Below are 14,338 nucleotides of genomic sequence, written 5' to 3'. Positions count from 1 at the left end.
CGGTTTAATAGCGCCCCGTTGCACAGCAGTAGCGCAACATGCCCGGATAGCTCAGTTGGTAGAGCAGGGGATTGAAAATCCCCGTGTCGGTGGTTCGATTCCGCCTCCGGGCACCATTAAGAATTCAGACAAGACCCGCCACGTGCGGGTTTTGTTGTTTCTAGGCCGCCCTAAGGGACATCCGCCACAAACACTTCGCAACTCTCCCTGCCAACCACTGGTCTCCTGAGCCCCGCAGCTGCAGCACAGGCATGTCTGGCGCCCCTAGCAACATTCGCATATCCTTTGTTTTTGGCTCCCAACATCAGTAATGCAACGTTTCAGAGGGCATTACCATGAGAAATCTCCACCTAACCCTATCTTTAGCGGTTTCTCTTTTGGTAGCTGGATGCGTCAATAACAACGTCGAACCAACGCTTAAAACTTCCAGCGCATCTGTGAGCTCCAAAGGGCTGTTTGAATGCATTAACCGCAATGGTAACGGTTACATCGACCGTTCTGAACATGTTTACCTGCGCCCATGCGGAATCACCGAAGACCTCGCCTGCGGTAATGTTCCAGACGCATTTGACGAAAGCTCTAACACTGACACCGTGCAATTCGGATCGAGATTTCTTCAACTTGCCGATGCAGATGGTGATGGAAGGATAAGCAGTCTGGAGCTCCGCGCCCACTGCAATAACATGACCGTGAAGAAATAGATCCTGGGTTCGCCTGGGCGCAATTTGATGAGACATGAAAGTGGTGCCCGCCGGGCACCACTACGAATCCAGACAGAACCCGCCTTGTGCGGGTTCTGTCGTTTCTGAGGCCCAAGAAGAACGACTCACCCTGCAACCCTTTGGGAATAACTCGCCCTGGGCTCAACGCGCTCCTCCATCAGCCGTCGCTCAGACATGGCGTTTTTCAGTTCTGTGTAGTTCGTGGGGCTCGGATCCTCTTCGTAACGTTCCTGAGCCAGTCTCGCCAGGTCACATTTATCGAGCCACTTCTCGATCAACTCTGTAGTCTTCATGGCCACCTCGTTTGCTTGAATTCACTGAGTCAGCATAACGATCTGGCTCCGGATCTATCTCGGTTGTTTTTCGCATGAATTGTGGCAAATGATGGCCTTGGTTGGGGCCAACACTGAAGACTGCATTTGTTCGCGCAGCAAAACGCCTGCGAGTGATGTCTACAGTTTTACTGCACAGGCCCGGACGGATGGAGCTTACTTCCATTACATAAATGTGACAAAGTAAGATCGCGAGAGCAAAACGCTACCCGATTCATGGTGTGGCGTCCTAATCGCGCGAAGCCAAACCCGAGCCAATTGCGGGAAAAATGAACCAATGAACTACCGCCAATTCGTCCTCGCCGGAATACTCGGACTTCTGGCTTTTGCGCTCTGGGCGAGTCCCGAGTTCAAACAGATTGCCGCCGGGGTTGCGATCTTCCTGTTTGGCATGCTCTCGCTCGAGAACGGGTTTCGCCGATTTACCGGCGGATTCCTGGAGAGGGTGTTGCGCCGGACCACGGACACGATTCCCAAGAGTCTGGGTTTTGGCATCGTCAGCACCGCCATTATGCAATCCAGCTCTCTGGTATCGATCATTACCATATCCTTCCTGAGCGCCGGCCTGCTTCCGCTGATCACAGGCATTGGCATCATTTTCGGAGCCAACCTTGGCACCACAACCGGTGCCTGGCTGTTCGCGACTATCGGCATGAAGATGAGTCTCTCGTCCTTTGCTTTGCCGATGCTTGTTTTCGGCGTTGTGCTGAACTTCCAGCAATCCCGCGTGCTCAAGGCCCTTGGCGCGATTCTGGCCGGCCTGGGATTTCTGTTTCTCGGCATAGATTTCATGAAGGAAGGATTCGAGAGCTACCAGTCGGCGGTCGATCTGCGCGACTATGCAATGACGGGCGTAACCGGACTGCTCGTTTATACAGGGCTCGGAATTCTGGCGACCGTCGTCATGCAGTCGAGCCACGCGACACTGGCCCTGACCCTGGCCGGCCTGGCCACAGGCCAGGTAACCTACGAGAATGCTCTGGCACTGGCGATCGGTGCCAATATTGGCACCACGGTGACCGCGCTGATCGGCGGTCTCGGCGCGAATATCGCCGGCAAGCGGCTGGCAGGCGCCCACCTCTTGTTCAATATAGCAACGGCAGCAATCGCCCTGGTGCTGATCGAACCGCTACGCTGGTCCGTCGATAGCCTGTCGGCGCTCATGTCGATCGCAGAGGATGATTACACAGTCAAGCTCGCGGTATTCCACACCCTTTTCAACTGCCTGGGTGTAGCCGTAATGTTGCCTTTAATTTCCCGGATGGCGAACGCGCTGGAACACTGGCTGCCAGAACGTGAGGAAGAGGCCGAAGCCCAGCCCAAGTACCTGAATCCGGCCGCAATGGACTTCCCCGATAGCGCAAATGCCGCTGTCCGCCGTGAGGTCTGGCACCTCTTCGATCAGGCCTTCGTCATCCTGGCCCACGGTCTCCACCTGCATCGTGAGAAGATCCGCAACTGCGATGACCTGGCATGGATGATCAATCATAGCCGGGAACGCATCGACATCGACATCGATCTGGTCTATCGACAGCGCGTCAAGCGACTTTATAACGCCATCCTCGATTTTATCTCTGGGCGAATGGCGCGCATGTCCCCGGCGAGCTCCACCGACTCCCTCTATCGTCTGCAGCATGCTGCCGCCGAGATGGTTGAAGCCATCAAGCACGTCAAACATCTGCGCAAGAATCTCACGATCTACATGGTTGCAGATAACACTGCGATCCGTAATGAGTACAACGATCTCCGGCTGCGGGTCGCTATGGTGCTCCGCGAAACCCACCGGTTTTACGAGGGCAAATTTGACGATGCCAGCACGGCAATACTTGAGCTGGACGAGATCGCCGTACGCGCCCGGGTAGACCGTGAATCCATGGTCGCGCGCGTGACGCGGCTCCTCGGGGCAAAGCGGATCGATTCAGCAATGGCCACTTCCCTGCTTAACGATTCCGCCTATGCCAGCGAGACAGTGGATGCTATTTTGGCTGGGACGCGTGCGCTTCTTACAGCCACAGATGTGGAAGCGGCCCGGACAACGGAGGCAGTGTCGGTGAGTGATGAGGGCCAGGCAGAGATCACTCTCTGAGACCTCAATGGCTCGTGACGACGTCCGGGCAGACCAATCTTCGATCACGGCGGAGTCGGACAATGGGTTTCAAGGATTTGGTGGCCAGGCTTGACGATGTCCTGCGTGAACACGACAAGGGCAGGTCCCTCAAGCGCAAGGAACTGAAGCGTCTGCAGCAGGAGCTTGAAAAAAAACAGGCAAAATACCGCGATCAGCTAAAGTCCGGCTCTTCCCGGGAAACACCCGCTCAGACCGAGGTCCGCCTACGCGTGGTCGAGGCGCAACTCGCTAAACTGCGAGAGCTTATGGAAGAAGCATCCCTCTGATGGTGAAGAACAATACAGCCGCCAGCAGCCCCGATAACGGTACCGTAATCAACCAGGCAGCCACGATCCTGAATACCGCCGATCGCTTGACGAGCTCCTGACGGTACACTTTTTTCAGGCCCTTACGGTCACTTTTCGAGATCGGCGTAGAGCCACCATTCTGGCTCTTCAGGTTCTTGAGAATCTCTCCCTTCTCATCGAACGAGGCCTCATCAAACTCCTTGAGCAGACGCTCTACTACTGCCCGATCCTCTCCGGCATGGTGCGCCTCAATCTCCTCGATCTTCTGGCGATAGGTAGTTTTGAGATGCTCGCGCAGAAAGCCAACTCCGAACACCCCCCCAATGGCGATGTGAGTTGAACTCACTGGCAGGCCGAGCTGGCTTGCGATGATAACGGTAATCGCCGCGGCCATAGCCACGCAGAAGGCACGCATGCGGTCGAGCTCTGTGATCTCCGATCCGACGGTACGTATTAGCTTGGGGCCGTACAATGCCAGACCGAGAGCAATCCCGAGTGCCCCGACCAACAACACCCAGCTGGGGATCGCCGCCTTTGCCGCGACACCGCCTTGCAGTACGGCTTCATTGATCGCGGCCAGAGGACCCACCGCGTTCGCAACATCATTCGCCCCGTGTGCGAAACTCAGAAGCGCAGCTGAAAAAATCAACGGGTAGGTGAACAGGCCATCAACCCCCGCTTTACTGTTTTCCACTTCCTTAGTAGAACGGGCAATAAGCCATTTCGTGATCCACCACACGATGCCGCCAGCAACCGCGCCGATGCCAATGGCGGGAAGAAACCCAATGTCGACAATCTTGCCTAGCCCCTTGATCACAAGATACGTGGCAAAGGCCCAGGCCATTATTGCGACAAACAGCGGAACGTTGTACCTGGCGGCCTGAGCAATGTCCCGTTTGTAGGTGATCCGGCGCTTGATCAGGTACAGGGAAAGTGCTGCGATGGCCCCACCCAGCACTGGCGATATAACCCAGCTCGCGGCAATCTGACCAAACTGGTTCCAGTCCACGATATCGACCCCACCCGCCGCTATACCCGCGCCCATGACACCGCCGACGATTGAGTGGGTCGTGGAGACGGGTGCCCCGATATAGGTGGCTGTATTCAACCAGAGCGACGCAGCAAGCAAGGCCGCCATCATAAGCCAGATGAAGGTGTCGGGATCTCCGATCAGCGCAGGATCGATAATCCCCTTTTTGATTGTGCCTACGACATCGCCGCCGGCAATCAGCGCGCCGCTAGCCTCAAAAATTGCCGCTATCGCGATTGCCCCCGCCAGGGTCAATGCTTTGGAACCGACCGCGGGACCCACGTTATTGGCGACATCGTTCGCGCCGATATTCATCGCCATGTATCCGCCGATCATTGCCGCTATCACCAGCATGACCATGTTTGGAGCATCAGCTCCGATCGAGCGCACGTACAACATGATCCCGGCAAGGAATATCACCGCCAGGCCGATACGAAAAACCTCAGCACGGCCGTAACGGGTCGCCTTTTCTATGGCATTGAGTTGTTCCAGCTCCATATTTACGCCGCCATCTGTCGATAACTAGTGCAAGCCTCTGAGCCAAAAAAACCGCGATCAGAATCGCGGTTTTTTTGGCAATTGAGCCGTTGCTATTCGCTTACAACGGTTACCGGCCCGTGGGCATGCCTGACTACCTTTTCGCTGACACTGCCCAGCGTGAGGCTTCTTACCAGTGAGTCGCCGCGCCGGCCCAGAAACATATGGGTTCCGGGATTGTCCTCAAGGTAATCAATGATTTCCTTGGCAGGGTCACCTTTGAGCAGGACTTCTTCAGTGGGTTCAACCATCCCGCTCACGGTTTTCTTCGCAGTATCGAACGCTTTGCGCCCGTACTCGTTTGCTTCTTCATCAATATCACTCTGCAACACACCGCTTACAATGAGCCTCTCTGCCCTGGTACCCGGGAATACAGCTAACAGTTTGAGTGGTTGGCCGGTAGCTTTAGCAAGGTCAGCTGCCATTTTGGCGGCATGCGACGAATGCTCTGAACCATCACAGGCCACAACGATGCTTTGAATTCCTTGTGCCATAACTTCCCTCCAACTCTGATCAATGTTTAACCAAAGTAACATTGCTGCGACCACCGAAGGGTTGACTGAAATCAATTACAGCTAGATCGGTTTTATGATTGAGGCGCATTTATACCTATTGCCGTAACCTATGCCACCATTGATTCTTGCACTGCCGAGACGGCAATTGACGATAAGGAGTGATTGAAATGCTGATGGCCATTGGGGCGATCATTGCGGGTCTGATTCTGCTGGTATGGAGTGCGAATAAATTTGTAGAGGGCTCGGCAACCACAGCGAGCCATTTCGGAATGCCCCCGCTGCTGATTGGCATGGTTGTGGTCGGCTTTGGCACGTCTGCGCCGGAGATGGCCGTTTCTGCCCTTGCCGCTTCCCAGGGCAACCCGGGGCTGGCGCTGGGCAATGCTTATGGTTCGAATATCACCAATATTGCCCTGATTCTCGGCATTACAGCATTGCTGGCTCCGATCGCGGTGCACTCGCAGGTCATGCGGAGAGAGCTGCCCATCCTGATCCTGGTAACCGCCTTTGCTGGTTGGCAGCTCTGGGACGGCGACCTGAGCCGATTGGATGCCATCGGCCTGATGCTTGTTTTCGTGGTGCTGATCGGCTGGAGCATCTATCAGGGCCTCCGGCAGCCGGACGATACCCTGGCCAAAGAGATGACGGAAGAAGTCCACGCCATGCCCCTGCGCAAAGCGCTTTTATGGCTGGTGGTCGGCCTGCTGCTGTTGATTGTCAGCTCCCGTATTCTGGTGTGGGGCGCCGTTGATCTAGCCACCATGTTCGGCATCAGCGATCTGGTTATCGGCCTGACCATTGTCGCCGTTGGCACATCGCTCCCGGAACTGGCCTCATCCATCATTGCGGCACGCAAAGGGGAACACGACCTGGCTCTGGGCAATATTCTGGGTTCCAACCTGTTCAACACCCTGGCTGTTGTGGGTATTGCGGGGCTGATTGCGCCAATGTCGGTGGCGCCGGAAGTGCTTGCCCGGGATTTCCCGGTTATGGCTGCCCTCACCCTGGTTCTGTTTACAATGTGCTATGGCTTCCGTGGGCCCGGACGTATCAACCGGCTTGAGGGCGGCGGCCTGCTGCTTGCCTTCGTGGCCTATACGGTGTATCTCTTGGCCTTTTAAGGAGCGTAAATTATGTCACTGGCAGCCTGGCTGACCTTCCTCGTTGCGGCCGTACTGATCAGCGTTTCCCCGGGCGCCGGGGCGATCAATACCATGAGCAATGGTATGCGTTACGGTGTTCGCCGTTCGCTTCCGGCCATCATGGGGCTGCAGCTAGGTTTCGGGATCCAGATTCTGCTGGTGGGTGCCGGGCTGGGCGCCATCATTGCCTCCTCGAACATCGCCCTGTCGGTTATCAAATGGCTGGGTGTCGCCTACCTGGTCTGGCTGGGCATTTCCAAATGGCGCGAGCCGGTCATGGAATCCATGGACGATGATCGCCAGCCCGTCAGCGGACACAAAAGGTTCTGGAATGCGGTGTTCGTGAACCTGACCAACCCCAAGGCCACGGTCTTTCTCGTGGCCCTGTTCCCGCAGTTTCTGATGGCCGGAGCCCCCCATGGTCCGCAGCTGATCACCATGGGCGTTACCCTGATTCTGGTGGATTGTCTGGTGATGCTCGGCTACGCGCTGCTGGCCAGCCAGCTGTTCCGATTCATGACGACCACCAGGCGCCAACGGCAAATGAACAGGGTATTTGGAGGGCTATTCGTCACCGCCGCCGTCGCCCTGGCCAGCTTCAAGCGCGCCTGATACCGGGCCGAATCAACGCAGGATACACTCACGGCTGAGCTTCTGGCTGAGCGTCCTGCGCTGCTGCCTGAGGGCATTCCCCCTGTCGTTGCTATAACCCGCCCGCAGCTTGGACTGGACTAGGTCCAACTTGCTTCTGTAGGTTGCGCAGGTCTTCTCAAGCTCGGCATCGGCCTTCTCTTTTGCGGTCATTCCGGAACCTCCCGGACGCCCCGAGGCAAGCAGGCCTTCAACCTCTTTGCGGATTCCGGACACACGTTTCCCTTGCCTGAGATTCTCCGACATCGGCACTGTAACAGGCGCCCGAACCTGGACCTGTTTATGGGGAATTTCTCCCGGCGGGTAATCGGAGTAATGTGCCACGCCCCGGCTGTCTATCCAGGTATAAACGTCGGCGTTGGCTATTGAAACGAGAAAAAAAGACAAAACGAGACCTGCCATCATCCTTGGCATACGATTCCACTCCCTGTGGTTCGGTAATTTGGTGGGGCAGTATAGCGAAAAAGCCAAAGGCTTGGGGGCAGATGAAAATTCCATCTGACCCCAACTTGCGTTCTACTGATCCAGAAGTTCAATCCAGTGCTGTACCGGCACCGGTGATTTGGTCTCCAGGTGCATCTGGCAGCCGATATTGGCGGTTACGATGCGGTCCGGATTGTCGACGGTCAAAGCCTTCAGCTTGTTGCCAAGCAGCTTCTGGCTCATCTCCGGCTGGGTCACCGAATAGGTGCCAGCAGAGCCACAGCAAAGGTGCTTGTCCTTGGTGGCAGCGAGATTAACACCGGCACGGGTCAGAACCTGCTCCACCACACCGTTCTGCTTCATGGCGTGCTGCAATGTGCAGGGGCAATGGAACGCCACCTTGCCCGGATCCTGGCGAACCTTGAGTTTCTCCAGGTCCTGTTTCAGCAGGAAGGCGCCGAGATCGGTACACAGCTCGCTCACCTTCTGCGCTTTGGCGGCATAGACCGGATCGTCTTTCAGCAGATGACCGTAATCCTGCACCATGGCGCCACAGCCGGAAGCCGTCATGATGATCGCTTCCGCACCCGCTTCGATGGCGGGCCACCAGGCATCAATGTTCTGGCGCATTCTTTCCAGACCTTTCTCATGCTCGGAAAGGTGATAGTTCACGGCACCACAGCATCCGGCCTCTGGCGCTTCCACCATGGTGATGCCGAGCCGGTCCAGAACCCTGGCGGCCGCAGCATTGGTGTTCGGAGTGGCCGAAGGCTGCACGCAGCCGGCCAGTGCCAGCGCAATCCGGCTGTGGCTGGCCGCGGGCCACGGGCTCGCCTGCTTCCTGGGCGGCACCTTGGTGCGCAGCTTTTCCGGCAGCACCGGGCGGAAAACCTGCCCCATCCGGAGCAGCGCGCCGAACAACTGGCGGTTCGGAATCACTCGGGCCAGGGCCCAGCGCAGCCATTTGTCTTTCGGTTTCCGGGGCAGTTCCTTTTCCATCAGGCCACGGCTGATGTCCACCAGGCGGCCATACTGAACCCCGGAAGGGCAGGTAGTCTCGCAGCTACGGCAGGTCAGGCAGCGATCCAGATGCTCCTGGGTTTTCTCGGTGACTTCTGCCCCTTCAAGGAACATTTTCATCAGGTAGATCCGGCCCCGGGGGCCGTCTCGCTCGTCGTTCAACTCCTGATAGGTCGGGCAGGTAGCGGTACAGAAGCCACAATGCACACAGGCCCGCAGGATGGACTCGGCTTCCTGGCCTTCCTTGGTGTTGGCAAATTGTTGAACCAGATTCGTTTGCATAATTACAACCAGCTGTATAAACGTCCGGGATTGAAGATGTTGTCCGGATCAAAGGCATTCTTGATGCGGCGCTGAATCCCCTTCAGAGCCTCCGGCTGATGGTGCATAACCTCACCGTTGCGATCGCCACCCCGAAACAGGCTGACCTGGCCACCGGCAGCACGGGCAGCAGGTTCAAGTTCTTTCAGCTGACCTGCTCCACGGAACCAGCGCTGGGAACCGGCCCAGTCGATGAACCAGTTGCCTTCCAGCTCTGGCGTGGCGGCCGTCGAGCCCACCGAAAAGCGCCACAGAGGCACGTCGTTACCGGCAAAAAAGGCGTGCTGCATATCCTGCACCTGCTGCCAGAACTGGTCGCCCTGCTCCATCACCTCACCGGACCACTTTTCAGCCGTGGCTTCCACGCCGGATTTAGCACCAGCCAGGCGCAGGTATACTTTTCCATCCACCCAGCAAGCGGCCGTAATTGGCTTAGGCTCAGCTGCGCGGCTGTTCATATAGTGAATCACCTCGTCCATGCCCATTTCCTGAACCAGGGTCAGGGAGGCCGCCGGCTTCGGCATCACTTTCATGCTGATTTCGGTAATCACCCCCAAGGTTCCGAGGGCGCCAGCCTGGAGGCGGGATACGTCGTAGCCGGCCACATTCTTCATAACCTGGCCGCCAAAGCGAAGGTGCTCACCTTTGCCGTTCAGCAGCCGAATACCCAGAACCTGGTCCCGCACCGAGCCGGCCCAGGGGCGTCCCGGACCGGAAAGGTTACAGGCCAGGGTGCCGCCGATGGTGGAGGCAGCACCAAAATGGGGTGGTTCAAAATGCAGGCACTGGCCTTCTTCAGCCAGAGTCGCCTCGATTTCGCTCAGCGGCGTGCCGGCACGGACGGTCAAAACCAGCTCCACCGGGTGATAGTCAACGATACCGGTATGCTCGCCCACGTTGAGGGTTCCGGCATCGGTGTCGGCTTCCCGGCCCATGAAGGCCTTGGTGCCACCGCCGACAATATTGAGTTTGTGCCCGCTGTCCCGGGCCTGGAGCACCTGCTCCTTCAACTGTTGGGAAATATCAGCCATGGGCGGCTTCCGTATGTTCGTGCGTGTGTTGTTTATGCTCAAGGGAGCGGTATTCCTGACAGAACCGAAGGGCCGGTACGCCCTTGCCCGGGTTCAGGATACCGGCGGGATCAAACGCGGCCTTTACGTCGTGGAACTGCTGGAGCTCCTCATCGTTGAACTGCACCGCCATCTGGCGAATCTTTTCAACGCCAACGCCGTGTTCACCGGTAATGCAGCCACCTACCTCCACACACATTTCCAGGATGCGTGAGCCAAAGGCCTCGGTGCGTTCAAATTCGCCGGGCACGTTGGCATCAAACAGAATCAACGGGTGCAGGTTGCCATCACCAGCGTGGAACACGTTGGCGACGCGCAGACCAAACTCCTCGGACATCTTCTCCATTTCCGTCAGCACATAAGCGATCTCGCGACGGGGAATGGTACCGTCCATGCAATAGTAGTCCGGTGAAATCCGGCCAACGGCCGGGAACGCAGACTTGCGGCCTTTCCACAGCAGGGCTCGCTCTTCCTCGCTCTGAGAGGTCCGAACCGAAGTGGCACCCAGCTTGCGGAAGACTTCTTCGGCCTGGGCAATGTGTTCGTGAACTTCCTCCTCGGTGCCGTCCACTTCACAAAGCAACAGCGCCTTGGCGTCCCGCGGGTAGCCGGCCTGCGCGAAGTCATCCGCAGCAACAATGGCATGGCCATCCATCATTTCCAGGCCACCGGGGATGATGCCGTGGGAAATAATACCGCCCACGGCGTCCCCGCCTTTCTGAACGTCATCAAACCCGGCCATGACCACCTGGGCCACTTCCGGCTTCGGCAAAAGCTTCACTTTGACTTCCGTCACCACACCCAGCAGACCTTCCGAGCCGGTCATCAGCGCCAGCAGGTCCATCCCGCAGCCGTCCAGGCCATCACTGCCGACGGTGACAACATCCCCCTCAGCCGTCACCATTTCGACGCTAAGGATGTTGTGAACCGTTAGCCCGTACTTAAGGCAGTGCACGCCTCCGGAGTTCTCCGCCACATTGCCGCCAATGGTGCAGGCGATCTGGGAGGACGGATCCGGCCCGTAATACAGGCCGTACTGGGCCGCCTCTTCGCTGATAGCGAGGTTGCGTACCCCGGGCTGGAGCCTTGCCGTTCGTGCCAGCGGGTCAATCTCGACAATGCGGTTGAACTTGGCCAGAGACAGAACCACACCCTCCTTGTTGGGCATGGCACCGGCACTGAGCCCGGTTCCGGCACCACGGGCCACGACCGGCACTGCGTTCTCGTTACAGATGCGCATCACACGCTGCACCTGTTCAACGGTCTCGGGCAGCACCACCAGCAACGGCATCTCGCAATACATCGACATGCCGTCGCATTCGTAGGGCTTCATGGTTTCATCATCGGTGATGACGTAGTCCGGGTCGATAAAGGCCCGGAACTGTTCCGCCAGCTCGGCTTTGCTGACTTTCGGCTTGGTAGTCATAGCATTCTCTGGGTTTGAATTACGTCAGTGTGACAGTCATCAACCGCGCTTTGTTTCAAAGTGGTCAAGACCGGCCTGGGCGCAGTCCATGTCCTGCTGGGGGGTACCGGAACTGATTCCGATACCTCCCACCACATCGCCGTCCACGATCACCGGCAGGCCACCACCCACGGAACTGATGCGCCCGCCCACTTCGGTATGGATACCGAAAGCCAGACTGCCGGGCACATTCACCTTGTTGTAGTCATGGGTGGCCTTCTTGGCCGCGGCCGCGGTAAAGGCCTTGTCCTGGGCAATGGTCACGCTGGTGATCTTGCCACCGTCCATGCGCTCGAAGGCCACCAGATTGCCGGATTCATCCACCACAGCGATGCACATGGGCACGCCGATCTCGCGGGCCTTTTCCGCGGCACCCTCAATGAGGATGCGCGCTTCGGCAAGGTCCAGTCGTTTGATCGTCAACATAAAGCATTACTCCTTGAAATAATTAACCGTAAACCAGCCCTGGCAGCCAGGTGACAATGCCGGGGATCAGGACACACATGAACAGCCCGAACGCCTGAATCGCCAGGAACACCAGGGAAGACTTGAAGATGGTACCCATGGAGATTTCCGGCGGGCAAACACCACGGATGTAGAACAGGGCGTAGCCAAACGGCGGACTCAGGAACGACATCTGCATGTTCACCAGGTACAACACGCCGAACCAGAGCACGACGTCGTCACCAGCAACCGGCGGGAAGCCGAACAGACCCGGGAACTCCAGCGCTTTTACAATGGGAATGAAGATGGGTACCGCCAGCAGCAGGATACCAACCCAGTCAAGGAACATACCCAGGACCACCAGCAGCACCATCAGCAGGAGCAGGATACCGTAAGCCGACATGCCCGTGCCCAGAATGGCGTCCGTTACGAACTGCTGACCACCCTGGAGGATGTAGAAACCGACGAATACCGATGCCCCGAACATGATCCAGAGAACCATGGCAGACGCCTTGGCCGTGGTCACGGAGGCCTCGCGAAGACCTGCGATCGAGAACTTCTTGTGCATCATCGCAACGATGATGGCACCGAAAGAACCGATGCCCGCCGCCTCAACCGGCGTGGCGATACCACCGAACAGCAGGCCGAGAACCAGACCAACCAGCGCCAGGGGCGCGATTAGATTACCCAGCAGCTTGAGCTTCTCTTTCAGGCTGATCCTGTCTTCCACCGGGATCGGCGGGCCCAGTTTCGGATTAAGCCAGCTGCGAATCAGAACGTAGCTCAGGTAGAGACCGGACAGCATGAGACCCGGCAACAGGGAGCCGAGGTAAAGCTCGCCTACGGACTGCTGCGCAACTACCGCATAGAGAATGGCCAGAATTGAAGGCGGGATGAGGATGCCAAGGGTACCACCGGCCATGATTGAGCCGATAGCAATCTTGTGATCGTAATGACGCTTCAACATGGCCGGCAGTGCGATGATGCCCATGGTTACAACGGCGGCGCCGATAACGCCGACCATCGCGGCCAGAATCGTAGACGCGACAATGGTTGCAGCGGCAAGACCGCCACTGATGCCGCCCATCCACTTGTAAACCACGCTGAACATCTCTTCGATCAGGCCCGCACGCTCAAGCATGGAGGCCATGAAGATAAACAGAGGAATCGCCGCGATGTCCGGGTTGGCCATGAGCGGGAAAATACGACCGGGAACGATGTTCAGCATCATGGCATCACCTACCAGGTAGATGAACATGACACCCAGGCCGCCGGTTACGAAGGCCAGCGGCAGCCCCATCATCAAAGCTACGGCAAGAGAGCCGAACATCAGATAGGTCAGCGGGCCAATGTCCACACCGGACAGGCTACCCGACAGCTTGAAAAGGAATCTCTCGTCACTCCATGGGTCGTAAAACAGAATGTTGATCAATTCAACACAGATGACAAACGCCAGACCCACAGTGGCGATGATCATTAACCATGTGCCCAGCTTCCCGGCCATGCCGCTGCTAGGCGCTGCAGTTGTGGTACTCATGATGTGCGCTCCTGGCCGAGACGGATAAACAGTACGATGTCTTTAAGCAGCTTTGAGAAGCCGGCGAGCAACAGCAGAATTGCGCCCGCAAACATCACGCCTTTCACGGGGTAATATTGAATTCCCCATGTCTCGACAGTGGTCTCTTGCATCATCAGCGAGTCCTGGAAGAAGGTCCACGATGTGGTAGCCAGTACAGCCGCGAAGATAAAGAAGAACATGGAAGTGAATATATCCATGCCCACCCGTCCGCGAACTGGAAGGAAGTTGTAGACAACGTCCACCCTCACATGGGCACCGTGCAACAGCGCAAAAGCGCCAGCGAGAATGTACTGCATGCCAAAAATCAGGAAGCTGGCTTCATGTACCCAGATCGTTGGCATATTGAAGACATAACGCATCACCACTTCGAAGAAATAGAACAGCACTGCGTTGATGGTCCAGAACGAAACGAAAAGGCCTGACTTCTCGCACATCCAGTCAACGATTTTCGTAAACCAGTTACCCTCGTACTCGAATTGAGCAAGCGGATCGTCTTCTTCAGACTGCAGCTCGGAAACCGTTTTCTCAGGCTCGGCATTATCCCCGCCATGCTTACTGCTCCATTTGTCCCAAGCCATCATGAGCAGTGGCATAACTGCCAGCCAGCCCCAGTAGAACCAGTGCGGCATGACAAAGCCAAATGCACTCAGATCAGACATGTTGTTACCACCT

The 14,338-nt window shown here is 57.1% G+C and carries 15 protein-coding genes and 1 tRNA gene; 6 read left to right on the top strand and 10 right to left on the bottom strand.

What is annotated here, in order from left to right; translation table 11 throughout:
• The first annotated feature begins 40 nt into the window (after positions 1-40).
• Together FMN52_RS12700 and FMN52_RS12695 are read left to right on the top strand one after the other, a co-directional pair.
• Positions 41-116: transfer RNA gene (locus tag FMN52_RS12700), tRNA-Phe, on the top strand.
• A 219-nt stretch (positions 117-335) separates the two neighbouring features.
• The gene (locus tag FMN52_RS12695) at positions 336-701 is read left to right on the top strand and encodes an EF-hand domain-containing protein (RefSeq protein WP_148608959.1); all 366 of its coding nucleotides are present in this window, start codon (positions 336-338) and stop codon (positions 699-701) included.
• Between the two features lie 125 nt (positions 702-826).
• On the opposite strand, the gene FMN52_RS12690 is transcribed toward FMN52_RS12695, so the two are convergent.
• Positions 827-1,015: a hypothetical protein gene (locus FMN52_RS12690; protein ID WP_148608958.1), complete on the bottom strand. Its 189-nt coding sequence runs from the start codon at positions 1,013-1,015 to the stop codon at positions 827-829.
• Positions 1,016-1,331: 316 nt separating this feature from the next.
• Here FMN52_RS12690 and FMN52_RS12685 point away from each other — a divergent pair, with 316 nt between their 5' ends.
• Together FMN52_RS12685 and FMN52_RS12680 are read left to right on the top strand one after the other, a co-directional pair.
• Complete coding sequence (locus tag FMN52_RS12685; protein WP_148608957.1) at positions 1,332-3,140, top strand: Na/Pi symporter; 1,809 nt, start codon at positions 1,332-1,334, stop codon at positions 3,138-3,140.
• Positions 3,141-3,202: 62 nt separating this feature from the next.
• Positions 3,203-3,448 (top strand): hypothetical protein, encoded by a 246-nt coding sequence (locus FMN52_RS12680; RefSeq protein WP_148608956.1) that lies wholly within the window; start codon positions 3,203-3,205, stop codon positions 3,446-3,448.
• Here FMN52_RS12680 and FMN52_RS12675 read toward each other — a convergent pair.
• A complete protein-coding gene (locus FMN52_RS12675) occupies positions 3,426-4,997 on the bottom strand; it encodes an inorganic phosphate transporter (RefSeq protein ID WP_148608955.1) in 1,572 nt (523 codons plus the stop codon). The two genes, FMN52_RS12680 and FMN52_RS12675, sit on opposite strands and share 23 nt — an antisense overlap.
• A gap of 92 nt (positions 4,998-5,089) precedes the next feature.
• Positions 5,090-5,530, bottom strand: coding sequence for a universal stress protein (locus tag FMN52_RS12670; protein WP_148608954.1), 441 nt, complete (start codon positions 5,528-5,530; stop codon positions 5,090-5,092).
• A gap of 188 nt (positions 5,531-5,718) precedes the next feature.
• Between FMN52_RS12670 and FMN52_RS12665 the strand changes: the two genes are divergently transcribed.
• Both FMN52_RS12665 and rhtB read left to right on the top strand, forming a co-directional pair.
• Positions 5,719-6,672: a calcium/sodium antiporter gene (locus FMN52_RS12665; protein ID WP_148608953.1), complete on the top strand. Its 954-nt coding sequence runs from the start codon at positions 5,719-5,721 to the stop codon at positions 6,670-6,672.
• 12 nt (positions 6,673-6,684) lie between these two features.
• Positions 6,685-7,305 (top strand): homoserine/homoserine lactone efflux protein, encoded by a 621-nt coding sequence (rhtB, locus tag FMN52_RS12660; protein ID WP_148608952.1) that lies wholly within the window; start codon positions 6,685-6,687, stop codon positions 7,303-7,305.
• 12 nt (positions 7,306-7,317) lie between these two features.
• Here the strand turns inward: rhtB and FMN52_RS12655 are convergent, their stop codons facing one another.
• From FMN52_RS12655 to FMN52_RS12625, 7 genes are all read right to left on the bottom strand, one after another.
• Complete coding sequence (locus FMN52_RS12655; protein WP_148608951.1) at positions 7,318-7,758, bottom strand: DUF4124 domain-containing protein; 441 nt, start codon at positions 7,756-7,758, stop codon at positions 7,318-7,320.
• A 102-nt stretch (positions 7,759-7,860) separates the two neighbouring features.
• Positions 7,861-9,069 (bottom strand): glycolate oxidase subunit GlcF, encoded by a 1,209-nt coding sequence (glcF, locus tag FMN52_RS12650; RefSeq protein ID WP_148608950.1) that lies wholly within the window; start codon positions 9,067-9,069, stop codon positions 7,861-7,863.
• A gap of 2 nt (positions 9,070-9,071) precedes the next feature.
• The gene (gene glcE, locus FMN52_RS12645; RefSeq protein ID WP_148608949.1) at positions 9,072-10,139 is read right to left on the bottom strand and encodes a glycolate oxidase subunit GlcE; all 1,068 of its coding nucleotides are present in this window, start codon (positions 10,137-10,139) and stop codon (positions 9,072-9,074) included.
• Positions 10,132-11,604 carry an FAD-linked oxidase C-terminal domain-containing protein gene (locus FMN52_RS12640; protein WP_148608948.1) on the bottom strand — a complete coding sequence of 491 codons (1,473 nt, stop codon included), beginning with the start codon at positions 11,602-11,604 and terminating at the stop codon, positions 10,132-10,134. Before FMN52_RS12640 ends, glcE begins: the two co-directional genes overlap by 8 nt.
• A gap of 39 nt (positions 11,605-11,643) precedes the next feature.
• On the bottom strand, positions 11,644-12,069 hold the full coding sequence (locus FMN52_RS12635; protein ID WP_148608947.1) for a heme-binding protein: 426 nt from the start codon (positions 12,067-12,069) through the stop codon (positions 11,644-11,646).
• Between the two features lie 22 nt (positions 12,070-12,091).
• A complete protein-coding gene (locus FMN52_RS12630) occupies positions 12,092-13,624 on the bottom strand; it encodes a TRAP transporter large permease subunit (RefSeq protein ID WP_148608946.1) in 1,533 nt (510 codons plus the stop codon).
• A complete protein-coding gene (locus FMN52_RS12625; RefSeq protein WP_148608945.1) occupies positions 13,621-14,325 on the bottom strand; it encodes a TRAP transporter small permease subunit in 705 nt (234 codons plus the stop codon). Before FMN52_RS12625 ends, FMN52_RS12630 begins: the two co-directional genes overlap by 4 nt.
• Between the last annotated feature and the right edge of the window lie 13 nt (positions 14,326-14,338).

The organism is Marinobacter sp. BW6 (assembly GCF_008107725.1).
Taxonomy (GTDB): Bacteria; Pseudomonadota; Gammaproteobacteria; order Pseudomonadales; family Oleiphilaceae; genus Marinobacter.
This window is presented reverse-complemented; position numbering and strand designations above follow the sequence as displayed.

What these genes read in the sequence shown, in the direction of transcription:
- FMN52_RS12695 (WP_148608959.1), top strand. Translation starts at nt 336, where the DNA reads ATGAGAAATCTCCACCTAACCCTATCTTTAGCGGTTTCTCTTTTGGTA.
- FMN52_RS12690 (WP_148608958.1), bottom strand. Translation starts at nt 1,015, where the DNA reads ATGAAGACTACAGAGTTGATCGAGAAGTGGCTCGATAAATGTGACCTG.
- FMN52_RS12685 (WP_148608957.1), top strand. Translation starts at nt 1,332, where the DNA reads ATGAACTACCGCCAATTCGTCCTCGCCGGAATACTCGGACTTCTGGCT.
- FMN52_RS12680 (WP_148608956.1), top strand. Translation starts at nt 3,203, where the DNA reads ATGGGTTTCAAGGATTTGGTGGCCAGGCTTGACGATGTCCTGCGTGAA.
- FMN52_RS12675 (WP_148608955.1), bottom strand. Translation starts at nt 4,997, where the DNA reads ATGGAGCTGGAACAACTCAATGCCATAGAAAAGGCGACCCGTTACGGC.
- FMN52_RS12670 (WP_148608954.1), bottom strand. Translation starts at nt 5,530, where the DNA reads ATGGCACAAGGAATTCAAAGCATCGTTGTGGCCTGTGATGGTTCAGAG.
- FMN52_RS12665 (WP_148608953.1), top strand. Translation starts at nt 5,719, where the DNA reads ATGCTGATGGCCATTGGGGCGATCATTGCGGGTCTGATTCTGCTGGTA.
- rhtB (WP_148608952.1), top strand. Translation starts at nt 6,685, where the DNA reads ATGTCACTGGCAGCCTGGCTGACCTTCCTCGTTGCGGCCGTACTGATC.
- FMN52_RS12655 (WP_148608951.1), bottom strand. Translation starts at nt 7,758, where the DNA reads ATGCCAAGGATGATGGCAGGTCTCGTTTTGTCTTTTTTTCTCGTTTCA.
- glcF (WP_148608950.1), bottom strand. Translation starts at nt 9,069, where the DNA reads ATGCAAACGAATCTGGTTCAACAATTTGCCAACACCAAGGAAGGCCAG.
- glcE (WP_148608949.1), bottom strand. Translation starts at nt 10,139, where the DNA reads ATGGCTGATATTTCCCAACAGTTGAAGGAGCAGGTGCTCCAGGCCCGG.
- FMN52_RS12640 (WP_148608948.1), bottom strand. Translation starts at nt 11,604, where the DNA reads ATGACTACCAAGCCGAAAGTCAGCAAAGCCGAGCTGGCGGAACAGTTC.
- FMN52_RS12635 (WP_148608947.1), bottom strand. Translation starts at nt 12,069, where the DNA reads ATGTTGACGATCAAACGACTGGACCTTGCCGAAGCGCGCATCCTCATT.
- FMN52_RS12630 (WP_148608946.1), bottom strand. Translation starts at nt 13,624, where the DNA reads ATGAGTACCACAACTGCAGCGCCTAGCAGCGGCATGGCCGGGAAGCTG.
- FMN52_RS12625 (WP_148608945.1), bottom strand. Translation starts at nt 14,325, where the DNA reads ATGTCTGATCTGAGTGCATTTGGCTTTGTCATGCCGCACTGGTTCTAC.